The organism is Pseudomonas sp. NFACC37-1 (assembly GCF_900101575.1).
GTDB lineage: Bacteria > Pseudomonadota > Gammaproteobacteria > Pseudomonadales > Pseudomonadaceae > Aquipseudomonas > Aquipseudomonas fluorescens_AA.
In genome coordinates this window covers 20962-42616 of the sequence record NZ_FMUZ01000030.1, presented here as the reverse complement: position 1 = coordinate 42616, position 21655 = coordinate 20962, and the positions used below count along the sequence as shown (strand labels likewise).

Genomic DNA, 21655 nt, shown 5'->3' with positions numbered 1-21655 from the left:
GGGTTTGAGTTGGCCAGGTGCAATCAGGAACTGAGACCAGGGCGCGGAGCACGATTGATACCCAAGACATGCTCGTTGTATTTCGCATAGTCCATAGCGTGGCGCCCCGTCTGGATACTGACGCTTTCCGGGATAATGCCGCTGCAATTGAAACAGGCAATGAAAGGTTTCGGTTCGTCCACGCCGGTTATCTTGTGGGTGAACAGTTGCGTGTTCGACAGCTTCATTTCAGCTTGACCCGGGTAGAGCGCAACGACCGAGTTGATCAGGCGGACTTCTCCATGAGCCCCTGGCCCCCCGGTGCGTATGGGAATGATGTTGCCGGATTTCTCGATGTGCGTGGCGATGAGGTTCTGGGTGTATGGCTGCAGTTCATGGACGTCCTCGACGGTCCTGCTCAGCGTCGGCTCGCTCTTTAACTCGTCAAGATCCAGTTCGATTTTATGGATCGGGTCGTTTTTCGTCGCGCTGTATCGTTCGGCCAGGTCGGCCAGGTAATCGTGGGTATTGCCGATCCTGTAGCTTCCGAAGTTCAGGTAGAAACTTTCGCTTTGGGCGGTACCGTCATAGGCCTTGTCTACGCCGCGGTATCCCTCCGGGCCGGATTTGGGCCCGGTGAGGTTGTAGAACTCGTTGAGGCCCACACCCAAGCCCTCGACTAAGCCATGGGAGTGAACGACCAGCTCCTTGCGTTTGGTTTTGCTGAAACTGGGGCTGGCGTCGGGGTCTGGAGGACCTTCCTGATGAGTGCCGGCACGTTTTTTAGCCTGTTTCGTCGGTGGCGGCTGCATCATTTTCAGGGAACGGGCGTGGCCATCCTCTTTCATCCATTGGATGAAATCCTCCTTCATCCACCCTTGGCGGTCGACAAACCTGAGGGGGTTGTTTCCCACCATGCCATACAGGTTCAAGCCATCGACCGCCCCTGCCGGGTCGGGGCTGATCCAGCGTTGCAACCACGGCGCGTAGTACCGCTGCCCGTAGTAATACAGGCCACTGGCATCGCGTTCCTTGCCGGAGTAGCGAAGGGTCCGGTAGTCGGCTTCCACGGCCGAGCGGGAGGCCTGCCAAGCGGTTGCGCCGTAGGGCAGGTAGCTTTCCTGGCTGATCAGGCCGCCCTGGTCGTCGAGTTCCAGTGAGCTGGAGCCCAGGTGGTCACCAAGGCCATAGCGAATCTGGTTGGCGGCGATACCGGACGGTCGGCCTTCGGTCCAGTGCAGGTAGCGCACGTTGTAGCGACCGGCTTGCAGGGTGATGACTTCCAGGCGTTCATTATCGCGCGTGCGAATTTCGAGGCCCGGGAGATAACGGACTTCCCGAGTGTGAACCCGTGTTGCGCCCAGGGTTGTCTGGAGCTTGCGTACCCGTTGGCCGCCGCTGTCGTAGCGATAGCGCTCGATGTCATCGGCAGCGTTTTCACGCCGCACCAACACCACGCCGTCGAGCTGGTTGCGCAGGTTCCATGTCAGCGCCTGGCCCGGGGCAAGCGTTTGCTGGTTGCCGTTGGCATCGAAGTCCACTGCCACGTCGGGCGTCGATTGGCCTTTGTTCCAGGCGCGCAGGCGATTGCTCGCGGCGGCCACGTTCAGGGTCCGGGTGTAGTGGTTGCCGTCGCGACGATGGCGCAACTCAATCAGATTGCCGCCGGCGTCGTACTCGTAATGTTCGGTGAAGTTGAACAGCTGACTGGGGTCGATGGGTGTTTTGCCGAGGGCTGGAAGGTCCGGGGGGCTGGTCAATCCGGCGGCCTCGCGGCCCGTCGCACTGATCAATTGGTAAAGGCTGTCGTAGGCGAACGTGCTGGCGGCTTCGACCCGCTGGTTATTGCCGAACTGCACCGGTTGGGCCTTGTCCTCGAGGTGCGTCACGTTGCCCACCGGGTCGTAGGTGTAGCGCAGGTCCTGCAAGGTGCTGGCCGCCCGCGACGTGAGCAGTTTGGTCAGTCTACCGTTGGCCGGATCGTACACGGCGCGACTGACGACCCCGTTGCCGGCCGTCTGGGACTCGATCTGGCCGGACGCGTTATAGACCAGATCGCTCATGATGACTTTTTCGGTCGCCGTGTTGCTTATCTGCAGGCCCACGGACTTGAGCTGACCGGCGACATCGAACGAGTAGCGCTGCTGGTGCTGGGCGGCATCGGTCTGCTGGATGAGCTCGGCGAGGGCGTCGTAGCGCCAGCTCGTGGTGTAGCCGTTCCCCTGTTCCAGCAAGCGATCGCGGTCTATCTCCTGCGCTGGCCAGTCCAGGCGTTCGGCGGTGGCCAGCAGGTGCCGGGTCTGGCTGAGAGGTTTGGCGCAAAGCCCATAGCCGTGGATCAGTAGGGTGCCGGCGCTGTCATCGTGACGGGTCAGCGCACCGCAGCGGTTATGCACCGCGGACTCCGGCGAACTGTCGCCGTAGTGCCGGCATTCGACCCTGCGCGACACGTCGCCTGCCGCTTGCTCATGGACAGCCGTCATGCGCAGTTGCGTGTCGTAGGTAGTTCGCCAATAGGTGCCTCGCTGATCCCAGCAGTGCGATAGCTGCCCGGCATCGCCAGGCAGGTACACGCGCCACCCGGCATCGATACTGTCGAGCAACAGTGTCTTGCCGGACAAACTGAAGACCGTCCGCAGGTTTGCCCCGCCGGTCGCCATGGCAAACAGTCGAGGATCACGCTGCGCCACCGCTCGTCCCGCCGCGTCATAGTCTTGCTGGGCAATGCGCGCCTGGGAGGGGGCCTGGGCGTCGCGGCGGTAGTAAGCGATTTGCCGCACGGGCAGGCCACGGCCGTCGAGAGCGTTGATCGTGGGCGTCTTGTGATGAAGGCGTGGGTTCATGCGCCACCTCCGGCCGTGGTGGCGTGTTCGGACAGGACTTCCTGCAGCGTGTCATTCTCGTCCTCGTCCACGGTGTACCAGGGATGGCGTGTATGCCGGCGCAGATAGGCGAGGCCATTTTGCCTGGCGAGCAACACGTGGCTGGGGCGTCCGAGTGGGTCGTAGAAGTGTTGGTCGAAATGCCCGGACTGGCGCAAGGACGCATCGTTGATGTGGCTGTGCCGGTCGGCGAAATATGGGCGGTAGATACGCACCGCCAGGCCCTTGCTGTTGTATTCCACCCGTTCGCTGACACGCCAGCGCCTGGCTGCGATCTGCTCCTTGGGCTTTTTGTCCGTCAGCGTCAGGTCGCCCTTGGCGTCGACGACGTAAGCCTGGCCCGGTTCGACGAGTTGCTTGCTTTGCAGGGGGCGCCCGAAACCATCGAAGCCACTGACGGCGATGCGGATTTGTCTTCGGGGGTCATCCGGGTAGCGGTCGGCCACCAGCGTGGCGATGTGTATCGGTTCACGGGGCGCGGCTTCGATTTCGTTTTTCAGCTTGAGATCGTCGGCGGAGTAGGTCTGAAGCTCCGCCAGGCGGGCTCGGGCCGATGCGCGGATATGGCCGCTGGGCAGCAGGTCGCCGTTACCCACGCAACGTGCCAGCCAGTCGCTGTCCGCCCGGGCAACCTTCGATACACGCCCCATCCAACTGAAGGGCGCGTAATAGAGGGTCATGGCGGCGTCTTGCAGAGCGTCCCCACTTTGGCTGATGGCGGCCGCGGGGCTGCTGAACGGTGGCCGTTTGAACTGTGCGAGCGGCTTGAAACCCACGGGTGTGTGATGCTCGTCACCATGGAAAGAGGTCGCCGATACTTGGCCGAACGCATCGAACAGGCCTTCTTGTACGTTACCGTTGGGGTCGATGATGCGCAGGGGCTGGAGTGAACGGTAATCGTAGAACGCCTGGGTGGTGCAGCCGTCGGGCAGTTTGAAGGTGGTGACAACACAAGCGTATGGGTCATGGCCTATCTCGTACACGCCTTGGCTTTCGCTCGGTTGTACGCTTCTGGTTTTGTAGAAACCCGCCAATGGCGCGTAGGTGGTGAAAGCGCTTTTGACGGACCAGAGTTTTTTCTCCGGCGAGGTGTCGAGAAGAAAATCGCTCATTCGGTGATAACCCATTCGCTCCAATAGTTTTCCTTTGGGGCGGCTGTCCTGTGGCAGTAATTGGAAGGCGCCCAGGGCGTTTTCATCCAGTTCGGCGCTTTCCAGATGGTCGACCAGGGCCTGAAAATCCGCGACGCCGTCCGGCAGGGTCGCTGCGCTCGACGCGTGTCTGTAGCGCTGCACGGATAAGCTGGTCAGCACGCCTTGGGTTTTCCAGGCGGTTTGTTTCGTGAGTTCGCTGAGCGTTTCGAACGACAGGTCCCGTGGGCTCAACCCCTCGTCTTCAGGGCGCTTGGGCCGTTGCAACGCTTGGGTGCGCTGGCGATAAGGCAGGCCGAGTCGCCATTGCTGGGGCGCCTGCAAGTGGATGAATTCGGCACGGGTTTCGTTCAGGTAGTAGAGCTGCTGCGCCGGGTCATGCGCATCGCGCCACCACTGTTGCGGGTCGGCGTCGCTGAACGGTGGTGTATCGCTGGCGGTTTTTCGTCGGGCGTAGTGGATGTCCACGCTGTGGGTCAGTGCGCCGTACCGGTCGTGTTGCAGGTTCAGGGTGTGCCGGCATTGCGGGTCATCGACAATGCCTTCGTACTGGTAGCGGATGGACTCCAGCAGCAGGGGCAACATTCGGGCCTGCCGGCGAACGCTGTCAGGCGCTTGCAGCAGGCGCAGCCCATAACGGTTTTCCTCCACCGAATACAGACGGGTGGTTTTCAACGGTCTGTCGATGCCGAAGACCTCGCTGCGCAATACCCGGCCACACAGGGCGCGGGACATTTCCAGTTCGGTCGCCGCATCTGGCGAGGCAATGATGCGATCCTGCAACGACTCTGGCGGCCGGTGGCACAGCAAGGTCTTGCCCAGTGGCACGGCTTGCTTGTCTGCGCGGCTGTAGCCATTGCGTGGCAGGTTCACCCTTCGCCCGGTATGAAACCAGGTCTTTTTCAGGCATGTGGCGGTGAAGGCCTGGACGTCTGTGTCGCCGGGGCTCGCTTCAGTGTCGGTTTGCAGCAACAGTCCAAAGCCCCGAAACTCACGTTCGATGCCGTCGTAGTAACCCTGGCGATAGGAGAATGCCTGGGTCAGTCGATTGCCGGTTATTTCATCCACTTGGGTCTGAGCGCAAACCAGCTGCAGGGCCAAGGGCAAGCGACAGGTGAGGGGCTTGCCGTCCGTCATCCGCTGCAGTTTTTCATCCAGCCATTCCTGGGCCGAGCTGCGGTAGTGGATGCGCTGGTCGGCGCCCATGTTGTTGTGGATGCCGGTGAGCAGGTACGGTTTGGCGCTGACGAAGTCGTAGCGCCAATGCCGCGGTGTCATGTGCGGTGTGCTCAGGATCAGGCTGGAACAACCGAGCCCTTGCAGGTCGGCGATGCTGACCTGGCACAGAGGATCGTAGCGCAGGCCTTCCGGCCAGGGCAGGGCGACCGCGGGGCTGAAACCATGGCCGCAGCGGTTCATGAAAATCAGGGCTTGGTCCGCTTGCAGATAGATCAGGTCCACAGCGCCGGAGCCATCCAGGTCCGCCAGGCGGATACGCGCGGCGTCGAAGCTGTCGTAGGCCAGCCCGGGGAAGTCCAGCACCCTGGCGTTGCCGAAACGCCCACGGCCGAGGTTGGGCCAGCACTTCACTTCGTTGTGACGAATGCGCACCAGGTGCTGCTGGCCGCTGCCCAGTACATCGCTGAAGGCCACCAGTTCACCGGCTGAGGCGCTGAATAAGGGCAGGGCGTCTTCGTTTTCCTCGCGAGGGACTTCCACGGGAGGCGAAAAGCCGTGTTCCCGCTGGTTGGCGTACAGGCGAACACTGCGCGGGCCGATCACAGCCAGGTCGCCGAGCCCGGCACCCATCAGGTCGGCCAACTGCCCTTGGGGACTGAAAAACTCTGGCGCAAGTGCATTGAACGTGGCGAAGCCCGACCAGCTTCGTTCGGCATCGAGGGCGAAAAAGCCGCTCACTTGCGGCTGGGCGACGAGCCAATCCAAACGACCATCACCCGTGAGGTCGCTCAGGGCCTGGTGCACCGGTGTGGCCGTGTCGGTCGCCGGGATGTGGGGCAGCGTTCGCCACGGCCCGTAGGTCACGTCGTTGCCTTTGGTATTGGCCCGCACGGGCTCGCGGTAATGCCAGCCGTTGTCGGTTCGATGGAGCACCCCCGGCAGGCCTTCGCCGTACAGGTCCACCAGTTGATAGGCATGGCCGTCGTTGAGCCCTGGCATGTCCTGGAAGCGCCGCCAGGCGCGGGGTTCAGGCGCAAGCTGGAAGGCGCTGTAGCTGAATTCGAGAGGCGGTCGGCTTTCGGCCGCTTCACCTTCGCCGAACGCTTGGTCATGGGCGGCGCTCAAGTGTTGGTAACCCAGGGGTGTCTGGCGGTAATCCAATAGCAGGCGCCGCACGAGGATGGGGACCGTGCCCAACTCCTCGGGGAAACGGTGATACATCAGGACCTGGCGACACAGCCGTTCGGTGCGCAACTCAAAACCGTAGGCGAAACTGGAAAAAGCATCGCTTCGGGCTTGCCACTGCTGGCCCTCATACGAGGGTTTTTCTGTGTGGGCGGTGGTTCGTTCGCCGTAGTCGAACACCAATTCGAAGTGCCATTGCACGTTCGCGAGTCGATCCGCTGTCCACCCGTATAGGTGTGGGTCAGCCTTGAAATTGCCATAGCTGACCTGGCTCAGATAGCGTTGGGCCGTGGTGTCTGTCTTGTATTGGTAGAGGATGTGCTCACCGTGGGCGTTCAGGCTCTCCTCCAGCAGCCATTCGCCGATACGGCTCGTGTCCTGGGGATCGGCGCGCCGTGCTGACGGGTGCTTGCCAAACAGGTGGAGGCTGCCGTCGGCACTGTGTACCAGCCAGAAACCGGCTTTATCGTCTTGCGAGGACCAATGCTCGATTCGGTCGAAGTGGCTTTCGACCCTGGGAAAGTATTGGGTGACGGTATAGCGCGTACCCAGGTCCAGGCCGTTGTAGTGGTCGATGCGGGTGGCGGCGATGACGTCTCGTGCATCGCGCTCCGGTAGCCACCCCACCCCGCTGGGGCCGACGATCTCGTCATCCTCGGTGTACGCCGGTACACCCTTGCTGGTGCGTCGCGTCACGCTGGGCAATGACAGTCCCCAGCCGATGCCGAACACCCCGTTGCCGAGCGAGCTGAGATAGCTCAGGGTCAAGGGAGGCGCAAAGCCACGCCCAGGCGAAATGGGCAGGGCAATCTCATAGGAGGCCGTACCGTGGGCACCGACGGGGCTCGATCCTTTGCCAATGCTTTGAATGGCGCCGCCCCCCTTGGGCAGGGACGGTGCGGTGACAGGCAGCGGGGCGTGTTCATTCATTGCACACCTCCACCGACCCTGGCGGTATAGCTCACGTGCACGATGACGTCGGTCAGCGACTCCAACAGGTCTTTTTGGGCCTCGGGGTTCGGGAAGGTCAACTGCCACTTGGAAATCGCACCGGTGTATTCGAACGGCAGGTAGCGATCATCGTTGAAGCTCAGGGTGAACAGACCGTTGTCGTCGACCCCCGTAGAAAGGGCGATCTGCTGGTTGGCGCGCCAGCTTTCCATGGCCCGGCCTCGATCGTCCGGCGACAGGAACACCGTGCTGGCGGTCTGGGTCAGCGTGGCTCGAATGTTTTCATAAGGCCCCACCACGGTGGGCAAGGTCACGCTGATGGTTTTGATGCGTCGCAGATAATGTCGCTGGTCCTTGTAGTCGTCTTCGAACAATTGATGGGTCAGCTCGAATTCGCATCCGCCCTGTTTCAGGTCGGCGTGCAATTGCGCCCAGTCCTTGTTGAGAGAGCTGGCAGCGGTTTTGCCCTTGAGTTGTCGCAACGATATTGTCTTGCGGATCTCCAGCTCCCGCTCGTGACGTTGCAGGTACCCGGCGTGCATTTTCAGCAGGTTGAGCTTCAGCAGTTCGCCCGCCCCAAGCCCGCGATAGGTCGCATGCCAGGCGCCAGGTTGAATGAAGCGCGTATCGAAGTCGGCGATCTCATATTGCCAACAGGCTTCGGCCGCCAGGCACAGGCTCAATGTCGCGTCGTAGGCCTGGCGATACAGCGCGGCCAACTGGCTGTTGAGCCATTGATACAGTTGCGCCTTGGTAAAGCGTTTACTGAGGAAGTCGTAGTGGGCCTTGGCTTGGCCCAGGGTCGATTCGGCCAGCCGCAGTTGCAGGCGAGTGGCGGTTTGCTGCTCGGTGAATTGCGCCAGTTGTGCGTCGATCTGGGCCAGTTCCAGTTGTGACTGATCGTACGCCTGGATCCATTCCTGTCTACGTCGATTGAACGATGCCAGGCGGTCGTACTGGTCCGCCGCGGTGCGGCTGATGATAGCGGCGCTATGGGCCGCGGCGGAGGCCGCGAGCATTGGTCCTTCCCACCGGCTGCCACCGTTGCTGAAGCCAAAGACGTTGGGCAGCGTCATCAGTCCGCCTGCCGCGATCTGACAGGTCATTGCCGCGAGCTCTGAAGCTGCGCTGGCTACGTAGAGGGAACCTGCATTTTTCTCGGAGTCACTCAGGTTGTCCTCCAGCAGTTTTTTGTAATGGCTGGCACGACCCTGGACAATAGCCTTGCTGGCCAGCAGCGCCTGGCGGCTTTGGCGCTCGATATTCAAGGCCTGGCGCTGCAGGTCGACGGAAATTTTCGCCAGGTTCCAGGCTTGCTGTTGTTGCAGCTCTTGCAACTGGGCCTGTTCCTTGCGCTCGATCAGCGACAGCAGCAGGGTGCCGAATTGGCTGAGGCTCTCCACGGCGTTCTGGGCATGGCGGTGCATGACGGTGAAACGATAGTGGGGAATGGTGACGCTCGGCAGGCCTGTCGACGGGCTGTCAGAGAGACTCAGGGCATTGGCGCTAGAGAGGGTGCGCGGGTCCAGTGGCGCCGCGATGATCGGCAAGTGCAGCGGCTTGCCGGCCATGTCGAGGTTATGTCGCAGGTTGTACAGGCGACTTTCAGCCAGGTCCCAGCACCTGAGCAGTTGCGGATTGAACGGCAAATGCAAGTACGGGCTGTCGATCGCCGGCAGGGTCAGCCGCGAGCTGCCTTCGCGAAGGGCCAGTGTGTGATTGTCGGTCAAGCCGGTCACGGCGTATTCGAAGGTGCGCAGACTGTCATCGGCGGTGTCGCTCAGCGCTTTCAAGCTGATGGCAGTCCAGGGATCGGCCGGTTGGACGACCGGGCGTGGCCCCAGCAGGTCCAGCACCCGCACGTACCACAGCTTTGCCTCGCTGAGCCCGTCAGGGGTCATCTCGCGGTACGCGGCATCGCCTCGGTTGATCAGGATGTCGAGGTACAGGAAGTACAGGGCCTTGCGAAAGTGCACGGGATGACTGCGGGCAATCTGATGGGGATCGTGGGGGGCCTGGTGGGAATACGAAGGCATGTCACCGTCGAGCAAAGGGACGCTTCTCCAGCATTCGGTCTTCTTGCGACCCGGGTCGAAGACATAGTTGAGCCAGTGTTCAGCTTCCTCATACCGATGCTCGGCGTTCAAGCGATGGGCGACCAGCCAGGGTAGATAGAGGAACAACTCGGTGAAGTAACGACCATAGGCGCCATGGAAATCCATGACGCTGGTCAAGTCACTGGGCATCGAGGGTTCCTGCAGGTGTTGTGCCGTCCAGTCGAACAGTTCATCCAGACTGTTTTCAGTGCGGCGGATCAGTTCGGCGGCGAATGCGGTGTTCAACCGGATGGGCGGGCGCAATCGGTTTTTGCCGTCACTGTTCTTGATAGCGGACTTGGCGAAGTCGATGAATTGGGTGGTTCCCAGGCCGGATGTCGTGACGTGGGTAATGGTCGGAGGTTGCTGAGGCTTTAAAGGGAGTTTCAGCGTAATAGCCTTGAGGACGGAATAGAGCTTCGTTGCCGGTTCGAGGGGATGGACGAACGCTACCCCGAGAAGAAGGGTGGTGCGGTCGTGACCGGGATCGTTACCGGGCCACTCGAAATCGAAGGACTGCGCCAGGTGCTCCGCGGGTATGGACTCGGCCACGACGGTCAGGTCGTCGTAGGTCAGGGGCCGGTCCGCTAAGGTGGGTGGTTGCCGGAAGACGACATATTGCTTGTTCAGCGGTTCATCGCGGAGAACGGCGAGGGGCCCCACGTCAAAAGGTTTGGCGTGCGCCGCTTGCAGGGTAATGGTTTCCGATGCGGTGGTGGAGGAGCTTGTATTCTCACGCCGGCTCGCCTCGAGCATTCGCCTTACGGCATCCGTGGAAATGAATTTACCTTCAAGGTTGGTCTCGCGGGATAGCGTGACGGTGGGCGAGCGTTCACTGTCTCTCAGTGCGTCAAGCGTGTGCCTGAAGGACAGCGTGAAGCTTCGGTCGAGAGGGACCGGGGGGTTGATGAGATAAAATCTCGAACCTCCATTGAGCCTCATGTAGGGGGTTTGCGGCAGGCTTTGAGCAGGGAATACCAAAGTGAAATGAAGGTGAGGTACAGCGGTGGAGGTGTTATGCACCCTCAACTGCATTGTGTTACGCGGCAGGTGACTTATGAATCCTACGCCGGTAATGCCGATGTTTGCCGTCATGTGCAGTGTGAGCCTGGATCCGTGCCTGGTGTAGCGCAGCTTGATCCGATCGCGATAGGCGCTTTCGAAATCCGACATGCCAGAGGCCATGTCGCTGGGCGGGGCGGCTTCTGCGAGTTCGAGGTCTGTGGAGGTTTTGGCTTGGATGCGTTGGACGGCAGCGTCCAAGAATGCTTTCTCGGTGGCAGAGTCCGCTGAGCGAACCGGTTCAAGGCTGAGGTGCTTGTCGATGCAAGTCGTTCTGCTGAAGACGAGGTTGTTGTCGCTGGTGACGCCCGACGCAGGCCGGGATTCATAACCATACAGGGCCAGAAACAGGACGTCTTGCGAACCATTGCTGTGCTGTACCGCAACGGTGCGTATCAATGCCTTGATCGCGTTCACGTCCTTGCTGCCAAGCACCTCATCCTCGCAATAGCCTTGCAACGCCACCCGCGGAGTGCTCCAGTTGCCGTCCTGTTTCTTGAAGCAATAGCTCAAGCGCAAGAGTGGGTGAATCTTGCCCGATGGTGTGGTGTTGGCCTGCGAAGGGGCGTTGCTTGAAGCGGAGGGATCCTGGTGGATGCATTCGGCCCAGGTCACGAACAGCCGATTGTTGAACCAGACCGGCCGAATCGAGTGCTCGGCCGCATTTTCCGGAATGGGTACATCGGCTTTTTCCCAGTCCGACCAGGCGAACGGATCCGGCTGGTCCCGCTTGGGCGCGATGGCCGGTGGTGGCGGTGGCGTGCTGTCGAGTGGTCGCTGGGCCATGTTCAACGAGCGCCAGAAGTAGCTGTTTTCGGAGCGGGATTTGGCGATGAAGTAATAGGTACTGTTGGCAAAGTCCGAGCCGTCGATGTAGCCGTTGAGAATGTTCAGGTTGGCGACTTCTTCGAAGCGGGTCAGGTAGGCCATGACCGCCGTTTGAACGGCATCGGGTTGAATCTGGTTCTGGCTGAGCTCGTTTTCCAGTTGACGGAAATTCTCGCTTTTATCAGCCCTCAGGGCGGGGTCGAGATAAGTCGCGGGGAAGTACAGCAATTTTTGATGGGCGGCCCAGGTGGGGTACTGGTGCATCTCATCGCGCCATGTTTTCTGACGCTCGGCGCCGATACTGGCCGGGTCGTAACCGGGCTCCAGGTTCATCAGGATGCGGTTGATGTACTGCTGCAGGCTGGCAATGGCGCAGGCCACGGGCGTGGTGGGCACGTCCTGGCTGACCAGTACGTCGAGCAGCCAGTATTCGTAGAGGTCCCGGGCTGTCTTGAACTGGCGTGTTTTCGTCGTGGCCTGGTCGGGCGCGACCTTGTTCAGGTAAAGCGCCAGCAGGGCATCGCGCAGGCTTTCATCGAGCTGCTTTTTCAGGGCAACGGTCATATTCGATCCTTGAATATTGAAGTAGGGTGGTCAATGGCGGGCCGCGATCAGCGCTTCGCCGACGGTTTTCCAATCCGAAACAGGGCTGTGGGTATTCAGTGCGGTTGCCTTGAGCAGTTGCTCTGCCGACAACCCTGTGCTGACGCAGCACGCCTGGCAGCGGATGACCCAGTCCAGCGCTTCCATTGACGTCGCGCGTCGTGGTTCCAATTGCGCCGTGAGGCGTTGCACTTCTTCGCTGTTCCAGTTCAGGAGGCCGGCCAGCAGGCTGTTGGCTTCTTTTTCCGCCTGTTGGTCGTCCTGGTTGGCGACGTGCAGGTAGTGCAGCAGGTTTTCTTCGGACTGCGCCTGGTGACGGGCGCAATGACTGAAACGCTCGAGCAGATACAGCGTCTGCGGGGTGAGGGCTCTGGAAGCGTTCGAGGCCAGCCATGTCGGGTTTTCCATCAAGGCGTTCAGCGTGCTGCTGCTCAGGTGCAGGTGTTGGCAAGCCTCGGCGGTACGAAGTACCTTTGCCAGCGCCTGCGGCATGATGCCCGGGGCAGCCATGATGGCCGCGACAAGCGCCTCGGCATCGGTACCGGCCATTTGCATCACCTGGGGAACGAGCTCGCTGGAAAGGTCGGCCATGTCATGCAGGAGGGTTTCAACCAGGTGCTGAGGGACGTGCTCGGTGTCCTCTCGAAGTCTCGCCAGGCGTTGTTCCTGGTTCTGGTTCAGTGGCAAGCCCGCTTCTGGTTCAGCGAACAGACGACACCACTGCAGCACATCGAGCCCGTTTTGCCTGAGCCAGTCGACGGCCCAATCCAAGGCCATCAGCACGTCGAGAATGTCGGGTGCCGAGGATGCCGGGGGAGACAGTCGCCCGGTCACCAGCGCCTTGCCGTAATCGTCCCCTCCCAGTAGCCGGGCCAGCTCGGTGCACTCCAGCGGCGATAGGTCCAGCATCCGGGCGATGCGGGCCTGGCGGTAGAGGGATGAAACCGTAGGCAGGTCGTGTTCCAGTCCCGGCAGGTATTGCTCGCTTCGTTGCGCAAGCAGCAGCAACGCGTCCTGGGTCATGGGCAATCCGAGGCCGGCACTCAAGTAGCTGAAGGTTTGCTGGTCGGTGATGGCCAGTGGCTTCTTGGGGTATTGCCACACGGGGTTTTCAAGCAAGCGAGTGCGATTGAACACCTGATCGAACAACGGGACTCGTTCCCCGCAGGCTTCAACCGGCATGTCGTGCAGCAAAGAAGCAAACTCTTCAGGTGCGATGCCATGACGTTGGTTCAGGTACCGGTAGACGCCAAGGGTGCGCAACGTGTTGGCGCTGAGTGTGTCGCTTCCCTCGGATCGCAGGGCGTTGATGATCAGTGTGTCCAGTTCGGCCACGGGGATACCGGTCCAGCGATGCAGGCGGATCATGCGCTGGAGACGATCGAAACGTTCATCGGAATAGTGCAGGAAGACGCGCGACGCCCCTTGGGTTTCGATGCGCAGGGCGTCCGCCCGCTCCGACCCGTTGATATAGCTGGCGCCATAAACGCTCTGCGTGGCGTCCGGGCTGTTGATCGAGCTGCGAGGGCTGTAGCGGCCTTGCGCCAGGAGTTGTTCCACCTGGTCCGTCGTCAGCCCGGTGCGTTCCTGGAAAAAATCGAGCTGACCCAGGCGTGTGATGTCCTGGGTGCCATAGCTTTTCTTCAGCGCGTCAGGCCTGGCGCTTGAAGCGCTTGGCGCGAGCAGCAGGTTCTGTTGTTCCGGGCTGAGACCGGACAACAGCTTTTGGGCATCGACATGAGACGTCGTGACGCGCCCGTACGCCGAAGGGCCTCGTGAAAATGGCAATTGCAGGCTGATCCGATAGTTCAGCTCGCCCAGCGCGGGTTTGCCTGCGCCCAAGCCAAGCAGACATTGGTGGTGATGCAGGTCATAGGGCAGCGAGAAGGGGTAGTGTTCGCTGGCCAGCACCTGCTGGACGGTCTCGTCCCTGCCGGTACTGGCCAGGTGCGCCGCGATGTTGCTGCGCAGGGTGTCGTTGATGATGTCGAGCATCGGGCGCGTGGCGAAGGCGCTCTGTCGATCGAGCATCAGCTTGCCGAGGTCCGGGCGCCGCTCCTCCAGGGTGATCCTGGCCGCTTGTGCAGGGGCTGGTAGCTGCTCCAATTGCCGGGCGAACAGGTACAGGGCGCGCAGATACGCCACCGGTGAGTCGATGGCGGCGATGTCGCCTTCGTCACAGAACTGATCCCAGTTTTCTTCGAAGAGTGCCTGATAACCGGCGGACGCTGACGTTGAATCCGAATCCAGGCTGTGCCGGAAACTTGGCTGGGTGTCCTTCCTGGGGGATACGCGGTGCTCTTGGTACAGGCGGCTGATTTGTCCGGCATAACTCACAGCGCTGTCGTACACCCGTCCTGCATCCACGTCGCTGTGTTGGGCGAGTTCGAGGGTGAACTGCGTTTTGTCCATGCGCACGATGTCGAACACCGACGTCACACCCATGCGCTGCAGAGCTGTTCTGAATTTGGTTTTTGCAGTGTACTTGCCGGCAGGGAAGGCGACGAGCCTGTGTAGCAGCGAGTCGTTGCTAACGTCCATGTGGGGTCTATCTCCTGTTCGAACGGAATGTGCGTTTCGGGAGAAAACCGTACAGGAGCGCGCAAAAAAAAACGGTAGGACGTCAGGGGAAGATGTGTACGAAAGGGCGATGCGTGGGGCGGTTTTTAATTACGGTGGCCCCGGGGGCGGGTGAGTGGCCGCTGGACAAGTTGAGCGCTTTAAACTAGCTTGCAATCAATGATTTCATTGATTGCAGGTGTTTTATGGCCAGCCTCACTATTCGAAACCTGGACGATCAGATAAAGGAACAACTGCGTATCGCGGCAGCCCATAACGGCCACTCCATGGAGGAAGAGGCCCGGCTGATTTTAGGGCGTGCCTTGGCAAGAGTGAGCCCTGAAGGTGGATTGGGGAGTCGTATCCGAAACAGATTCAGTGCCCTGGGCGGTGTGGAGCTGGATCTGCCTGCGCGTGACGAAAGGGCCAATGCGGCGGATTTATCTGAATGATAGTGCTCGATACCAACGTGATTTCAGAGTTCATGCGTGCAGAGCCGAACGCCAGTGTCCTGGCCTGGGTTGATTTGCAGCCTGCAATGGAACTGGTCATTTGCGCTGTCACCGTGGCGGAAATTCTTCATGGTGTCGCCCGGCTGCCTTCCGGCAAGCGCAAGCAAAAGCTTGAAGCCCATGCAATGGCAATGTTCGAAGAGGATTTTGCTGGCAGGATCCTGCCTTTCGATGCCCATGCGGCGGTTGAGTACGCGACCCTCGTTGCGTCATGCGAGGCGAAGGGGAGGACGGCCGGCATGGCTGATGCACAGATTGCCGCTATTTGCCGTACTCATGGGGCGCTGATTGCAACTCGCAATACCCGAGACTTTGAGTGCTCAGGGGTTGAAGTCATCAACCCCTGGAACGCTTGAAGGGGCTTCATCCATAACGCCCGTATCCCATCGGAACCGGGCGTTGTCCATGATCAAACCCTGAAGTGGCTCACCATCATCTGCAATTGACTACCCAGCCGCGCCAGTTCCACGCTGGAAGCGGCGGTTTCTTCGCTGGCGGCGGCGGTCTGTTCGGAGACGTCGCGCACGTTGATGATGCTGCGGCTGATCTCCTCGGCCACGGCGCTTTGCTGCTCGGCAGCGGCGGCGATCTGCTGGTTCATCGACTGGATGTTCGACACCGTGCGGGTGATGTTTCCCAGGGACTCCCCAGCCTTGCGTGTCAGGGCCACGCTGCTGTCGGTGAGGCTGCGGCTGTTGTTCATCACGGCGGCCACTTGCTGGGTACCGTTCTGCAGGCCGGCCACCAGGCCTTCGATTTCCTCGGTGGATTTCTGCGTGCGCTGGGCCAGGCCACGGACTTCGTCGGCCACCACGGCGAAACCACGTCCGGCTTCACCGGCGCGGGCCGCTTCGATGGCGGCGTTGAGCGCCAACAGGTTGGTCTGCTCGGCCACGGCCTTGATCACGTCCATGACGCTGCCGATCTTGTCGCTTTCCTGTTGCAGCACGGTCATGGCGTCGGTGGAACGCACCACTTCGCTGGCCAGGCGTTCGATCTGGGCGATGGCTTCGCTGACCACCTGGTCGCCGGCGCGGGCCTCGCCATCCGCGGCGGCGGCTGCCTGGGAGGCCTCTTCGGCGTTGCGCGCGACTTCCTGGACCGTGGCGGTCATCTCGTGCATGGCAGTGGCGACCTGGTCGGTCTCGACTTTCTGGCTGTTGACCCCGGCGCTGGTCTGCTCGGTCACGGCGGACAATTCTTCGGCGGCGCTGGCGATCTGGGTCACGCCATCGCGGATGCCGCTGATCAGGTCGCGCAGGGTCACGCCCATGCGTGCGATGCCTTGTTGCAGCACGCCCAGTTCGTCACGGCGGGTGACGATGACATTCTGCGACAGGTCGCCACTGGCAATGCGTTCGACCACGGCCAGGGTTTCGCGCAGCGGGCCGGTGATCTGGCGCGTGATGATCACGGCGGCAATGACGCCCATCAGCAACGCCAGCAAGGTGCTGATCAGTTGCAGGGTGCGGGCCTCGGCGCTTTCAGCGTCGCGGCGGTCGAGTTGGATCTGGTACAGCTGCTCGCTCAAGGCCACGATGGTCGCGCCCTGGTCGGTCATTTCCTTGCGGGCCTGGACCACATCGGCGGTGGCCAGCTTGAAGGCCTGCACGGCGCTGCGGTACTGGGTCAGGGCGTTTTCCAGCTGGCGCAGTTCATCCTGGCGGCTGCTGGAGAAATGTTCATTCAGCGGCTTGAGCGAAGCGATGGCGGCGTCCAGTTGGGCGATGGCCTTGCGTTCGGTGTCGGCGTTGCTGTTGGCGGTGTAGCCGCGCACTTCATAGCGGGCCAGCATGAAGGCCTGTTTGGCCTCGGTGATGGCCTGGAACTGGGTGAAACGTTCATCGCTGAGGGCCATTTGCCGCACGTCGGCGTCGAGGTCCTCGATCAGTTTGTAGGCGACGTCGGCGTTCGCGCCCATGACATCGCGGGCGCTGTTCCCGGCGCGATAGGCGCTGCGCATTTTGTTCAAGGACACCTGATAGGCACCGATGACCGCGCTCTGCTCCTTGAGCAGCTTGACGTTTGCCGGGCTCTTGAAACTGCTGAGCAGGGCGTTTTGTTGTGCCACGAAACCATCGAGGGTGGTCTGCACATTTTGTGCGGCGGTTTCGTCGCCATTGGTCAGCATGTATTGCAGGCGGCTGACGCGCAGTTTGGTCAGGCTGGCGTTGAGCTGAGTGATGTCGCTCATCCAGTTGCTGCGCTGGATCAGACCGCCCAGGCTGGTCCAACTGGTCAGGGCCAGCAGGCAGGTCAGGACCAGCACCAGGCCGAAGCCCAGGCCCAATTTCATGTTGACGCTAATGTTGCCAAACCAGCTATTCATCAAATTCCTCCAGGAACGTTGTGCTGCTTGATCATCGATTGGCTGGAAGATTGTTGTTTTTAAGAGCCAGCAAGAACATGTAGCAGGGCTGTATCGGCGGGGGGGCCTGGATCTGAAGCTTTTTTTCACATCGGTTTCACTGCCTGCCTACGTCGGCCTCTCTACTGTCGCGCCTTCGAATGACTGGGTGGATGCCGTCGGGGCGGCTTGATGTGGAACTGAGACTGAGCCTTTTCGGCCTGACGCGCTCGATCGATACGCGCTGGTTTGCCCGTTACCAAAATACCCTGGTCGTGCTGGCTTCGGCGCTGCTGGTGATCCCGTTGACCTTCTGGCTGCTGAGCCCGGCAGCGGTGCCGGACCTGGCCCATGGCAATATCGCCGGTGCCCGTGGCTTGGCCGATGGCTGGGCCAAGGGCGAGATGATCGTGCTGGTGCGCCATGTCGAGCGCTGCGACCACTCCAAGGCCGCGTGCCTGAATGACCGCGAGGGCATCACGGACCGCGCCCGTGCCGTTGCGGTGGGCCTCGGTGCCCGGTTCGAACAACTGGGCCTGGACAACGTCGACCTCTACAACAGCCCGCTGGTGCGTGCGGCCCAGACGGCAGGGTACATGTTCAACAAGGTGGGCACCGGTGACGATTGGCTGATCAATTGCCGGCATGACCTGCTGCGTAATGCCCTGGCCCACAAGGTGGCGGGGCGCAACCTGATTCTGGTCACCCATAGCGAATGCATGCAGGCCATGGAAACCGCGCTCCAGCGCCCGACTTCGGCGTTCGGCTATGGTGCTTCGCTGTTCGTTTCCACCGCCCAGCCCCAAGCGCCACGCTTGCTTGGGTTTATCGAGGCCTCTGACTGGCACTCGGTGGCGTTTCAGTAACTTTTCCCACGATTAGGACCGCTCATGCTGACGTCTGCTCGCGCCCGTTTCTACGGCCTCAACCTCGGAGTTCCCCTGGTCTGTGCCGCTGTGGTGTTCCTGCTGTTCGACCTGACCCGCATCGACATCGCCATCAGCGATCTTTTCTACGATCCGCTACATCAGGTCTTTCCGTTAGAGCACGTGCGGCTGTTCGAGCAAATCACCCACAAGTGGGCGAGGGTCATCCCGAACTGGACCGGCGAGGCGGCCATAGTAGGGGCGCTGTTGGCGTTTTTCTGGCCGATCTTCAAACCGGAAAAACACCCTGGGCTGCTTCGCCTGCTGGATAAGACCCGACTGAGCAAGCCACTGCGTTTTGCCCACAAGCACCGTCGCGACTTTCTCTACGTGGTCTTCGCCTTTTCCCTCAGCACCGGGGTGATCCATTACCTCAAGGGCCACACCAGCGTGTACTGCCCAGTGGAAACCACCCAGTACGCCGGCAAGATCGAGCACAAGGAATGGTTCCAGAATTTCGACCTGCTGAACGTCGCCGGTGACGGTCGTTGCTGGCCCGGCGGCCATGCGTCCGGCGGCTTCACGATGCTGGCGCTGTATTTCGTCGCCCGCCGCTATCGCTGGCGTCATTCGAAAGCCTTGATGTATGGGGCGCTGGCCCTGGGGTTTGTCTACGGCACGACCCGGGTCCTGCAGGGGTGGCACTACATGTCCCACACGTTCTGGGCGGGGATTTTCGTCTGGTTGAGTTGTTGGCTGATGGCGTTGCTGTTTTATGGGCGAGCGGCCTTGGAGCAGCCTGCGTTGGGCAACGCGCTTCGTCAGCCTGAACGCCAGGCAAAAAAAAGCCCGCTGGGAGCGCGGGCTAAAACCTTAGTTTCTTGAATGAGCGAGGGGACTTTACCCAATCACAGGCAGGCGTGGGGTGAAGAAAAGTTCATGAGGTCGCTTCCCTGCACGACCTCATGGGTTTGGACGCCTCTCACCGCAGATCGAACCGATCCAGGTTCATCACCTTGACCCACGCCGCGATGAAGTCCTTGACGAACTGCTCCTGGGCATCCGGGCTGGCATAGACTTCGGCCAGGGCCCGCAGCTGCGCGTTGGAGCCGAAGACCAGGTCAACGCGAGTGCCGGTCCATTTGACCTGGCCGGTCTTGCGGTCGCGAGCTTCGAAGGTTTCCTGGGTGTCGGAAAGGGCTTTCCATTCCACGCCCATGTCGAGCAGGTTGACGAAAAAGTCGTTGCTCAACGTCCCTGGCCGTTGGGTAAAGACACCGTGGGCAGTGTGGCCGACGTTGGTATCCAGCACTCGCAGGCCGCCAATCAGTGCCGTCATTTGCGGGGCAGTGAGGGTCAGCAGTTGTGCCTTGTCGATCAGCAGCGCCTCGGCGGACACGCGGTACCGGCCCTTGAGGTAGTTGCGGAAACCATCGGCAATGGGTTCGAGAAAACCGAACGACTCGACGTCGGTCTGCTCCTGGCTCGCGTCCATGCGTCCTGGCGTGAAGGGTACCGTCACGCTGAGCCCGGCATTTTTCGCGGCCTGTTCAATACCGGCGCTGCCGGCCAGCACGATCAGGTCCGCCAGGGAGATTTTCTTGCCGTCGGCTTGGGCGGCGTTGAACTCGCTCCGAACCCTTTCCAGGGTCGCCAGCACTTGGGCCAGTTGTTCTGGCTGGTTGGCTGGCCAATCCTTCTGCGGGGCCAGGCGCAGGCGGCCACCGTTGGCACCGCCGCGTTTGTCGGAACCACGGAAGGTGGAAGCCGCGGCCCACGCCGTGGACACCAGTTGTGAAACCGTGAGGCCCGAGGCCAGCAGCTTGCCTTTGAGGGTGGCGATGTCGCTGTCGTTGACCAGCGGATGGTCGACCGCCGGGATAGGGTCTTGCCACAGCAGTTCTTCATTGGGCAGTTCCGGGCCGAGGTAGCGTGAGAGCGGGCCCATGTCGCGGTGGATCAGCTTGAACCAGGCGCGGGCAAAGGCGTCGGACAACTGCTCCGGGTTTTCCAGGAAACGCCGGGAGATTTTTTCGTAGATCGGGTCGAAGCGCAGGGCCAGGTCGGTGGTCAGCATCGTTGGATTACGCCGTTTGGCCGGGTCATGGGCATCGGGGATGATGCCCGCGCCTGCGCCGTTTTTCGGTGTCCATTGATGCGCGCCTGCCGGGCTCTTGGTCAGTTCCCATTCGAAGCCGAACAGGTTTTCCAGGTAATTGTTGCTCCAGCGAGTGGGCGTGGTGGTCCAGGTGACTTCCAGGCCACTGGTGATGGTATCGGGCCCCTTGCCGGTGCCGAAGGTGCTCTTCCAGCCCAGGCCTTGCAGCTCCAGGCCAGCGGCTTCGGGCTCGGCGCCGACATTGTCCGCAGGCCCGGCGCCGTGGGTCTTGCCGAAGGCGTGGCCGCCGGCAATCAGTGCCACGGTTTCTTCGTCGTCCATCGCCATGCGGGCGAAGGTTTCGCGAATATCCAGCCCGGCGGCGACCGGGTCCGGCTGGCCCTCGGGGCCTTCCGGGTTGACGTAGATCAGCCCCATCTGCACGGCGGCCAGTGGGTTCTCCAGGTTACGTCCTTCGTCAGTGCGGCTTTCTTCGTTGCCAGGTTCGGCCACCAATTGGCCTTCGCCGGGATCCTGCATGGCGGCTTTGTCGGGCTTGCCGTAGCGAACATCGCCCCCCAGCCATTTGTTTTCGGAACCCCAGTAGACGTCTTCATCCGGCTCCCAGACATCGGCGCGACCACCGGAAAAGCCGAAGGTCTTGAAGCCCATGGACTCCAGCGCGACGTTGCCGGTAAGGACGATCAGGTCGGCCCAGGAGATGTTGCGACCATACTTCTGCTTGATCGGCCACAGCAGCCGACGCGCCTTGTCGAGGCTGACGTTGTCGGGCCAACTGTTGAGCGGTGCAAACCGCTGCTGGCCGGAACCCGCCCCACCGCGCCCATCACCGGTGCGGTAGGTGCCTGCACTGTGCCAGGCCATGCGGACAAAGAGCGGCCCATAGTGGCCGAAGTCCGCCGGCCACCAGTCTTGCGAGTCGGTCATCAGCGCATTCAGGTCTTGTTTCAAGGCCTGGAAGTCCAGGCGCTTGAACGCTTCGGCATAGTTGAAGTCCTCGCCCATTGGGTCGGACAGCGAGGAGTGCTGGTGCAGGATCTTCAGATTCAGTTGGTTCGGCCACCAGTCGCGGTTCGTCGTGCCACCGCCAGCGGCGTGATTGAACGGGCATTTCGATTCGTTTGCCATGAGAAGCTACCTTTGGTCGTATTCATCCAGCTATCCAGCCCGGCGGGCTTCGAATAGCGACAGGCGAAATAAATGACACAGGGCGCAGGGCTCACAGTTCGCTCAACTGATCATGTTTGGCTACGCGGCAACATCTAATTGCCAGTACGGTGGCCCACGGCAAGCCCAGTACGTTTCTGAACGCTTCGTATCTCTTGTCAGGTTTCAC

The 21655-nt window shown here is 61.2% G+C and carries 10 protein-coding genes and 1 pseudogene; 4 read left to right on the top strand and 7 right to left on the bottom strand.

The window, feature by feature from the left end:
• Positions 1–23: 23 nt before the first annotated feature.
• From BLP82_RS23820 to BLP82_RS23805, 4 genes are read right to left on the bottom strand one after another with little or no spacing between them, the layout of a single operon-like run.
• Positions 24–2822 (bottom strand): RHS repeat-associated core domain-containing protein, encoded by a 2799-nt coding sequence (locus BLP82_RS23820; RefSeq protein ID WP_092173772.1) that lies wholly within the window; start codon positions 2820–2822, stop codon positions 24–26.
• Positions 2819–7306 carry a SpvB/TcaC N-terminal domain-containing protein gene (locus tag BLP82_RS23815; RefSeq protein WP_092173769.1) on the bottom strand — a complete coding sequence of 1496 codons (4488 nt, stop codon included), beginning with the start codon at positions 7304–7306 and terminating at the stop codon, positions 2819–2821. The genes BLP82_RS23820 and BLP82_RS23815 overlap by 4 nt, the downstream gene beginning before the upstream one ends.
• Positions 7303–11877 (bottom strand): Tc toxin subunit A-related protein, encoded by a 4575-nt coding sequence (locus BLP82_RS23810; RefSeq protein WP_092173766.1) that lies wholly within the window; start codon positions 11875–11877, stop codon positions 7303–7305. Before BLP82_RS23810 ends, BLP82_RS23815 begins: the two co-directional genes overlap by 4 nt.
• Before the next feature lie 30 nt (positions 11878–11907).
• Positions 11908–14457 carry a Tc toxin subunit A gene (locus BLP82_RS23805; RefSeq protein WP_092173763.1) on the bottom strand — a complete coding sequence of 850 codons (2550 nt, stop codon included), beginning with the start codon at positions 14455–14457 and terminating at the stop codon, positions 11908–11910.
• 224 nt (positions 14458–14681) lie between these two features.
• On the opposite strand from BLP82_RS23805, the gene BLP82_RS23800 reads away from it, so the two are divergent.
• Together BLP82_RS23800 and BLP82_RS23795 are read left to right on the top strand one after the other, a co-directional pair.
• Positions 14682–14927: a FitA-like ribbon-helix-helix domain-containing protein gene (locus tag BLP82_RS23800; RefSeq protein WP_092173759.1), complete on the top strand. Its 246-nt coding sequence runs from the start codon at positions 14682–14684 to the stop codon at positions 14925–14927.
• Positions 14924–15343 carry a type II toxin-antitoxin system VapC family toxin gene (locus BLP82_RS23795; RefSeq protein WP_092173755.1) on the top strand — a complete coding sequence of 140 codons (420 nt, stop codon included), beginning with the start codon at positions 14924–14926 and terminating at the stop codon, positions 15341–15343. The genes BLP82_RS23800 and BLP82_RS23795 overlap by 4 nt, the downstream gene beginning before the upstream one ends.
• 53 nt (positions 15344–15396) lie before the next feature.
• On the opposite strand, the gene BLP82_RS32160 is transcribed toward BLP82_RS23795, so the two are convergent.
• Both BLP82_RS32160 and BLP82_RS32155 read right to left on the bottom strand, forming a co-directional pair.
• Complete coding sequence (locus BLP82_RS32160; RefSeq protein WP_371128544.1) at positions 15397–16101, bottom strand: methyl-accepting chemotaxis protein; 705 nt, start codon at positions 16099–16101, stop codon at positions 15397–15399.
• A gap of 201 nt (positions 16102–16302) precedes the next feature.
• Positions 16303–17181 (bottom strand): annotated as a pseudogene (locus tag BLP82_RS32155) (methyl-accepting chemotaxis protein); the annotation flags it as partial.
• A 347-nt stretch (positions 17182–17528) separates the two neighbouring features.
• Between BLP82_RS32155 and BLP82_RS23785 the strand changes: the two are divergent.
• Both BLP82_RS23785 and BLP82_RS23780 read left to right on the top strand, forming a co-directional pair.
• On the top strand, positions 17529–18200 hold the full coding sequence (locus BLP82_RS23785) for a lipopolysaccharide core heptose(II)-phosphate phosphatase PmrG (RefSeq protein WP_092173866.1): 672 nt from the start codon (positions 17529–17531) through the stop codon (positions 18198–18200).
• Positions 18201–18224: 24 nt separating this feature from the next.
• Positions 18225–19085, top strand: a complete 861-nt coding sequence (locus BLP82_RS23780) for a phosphatase PAP2 family protein (protein ID WP_092173748.1) — start codon at positions 18225–18227, stop codon at positions 19083–19085.
• Between the two features lie 97 nt (positions 19086–19182).
• Here BLP82_RS23780 and katG read toward each other — a convergent pair whose 3' ends face one another.
• Positions 19183–21447 (bottom strand): catalase/peroxidase HPI, encoded by a 2265-nt coding sequence (gene katG, locus BLP82_RS23775; protein WP_092173745.1) that lies wholly within the window; start codon positions 21445–21447, stop codon positions 19183–19185.
• Positions 21448–21655 lie beyond the last annotated feature (208 nt).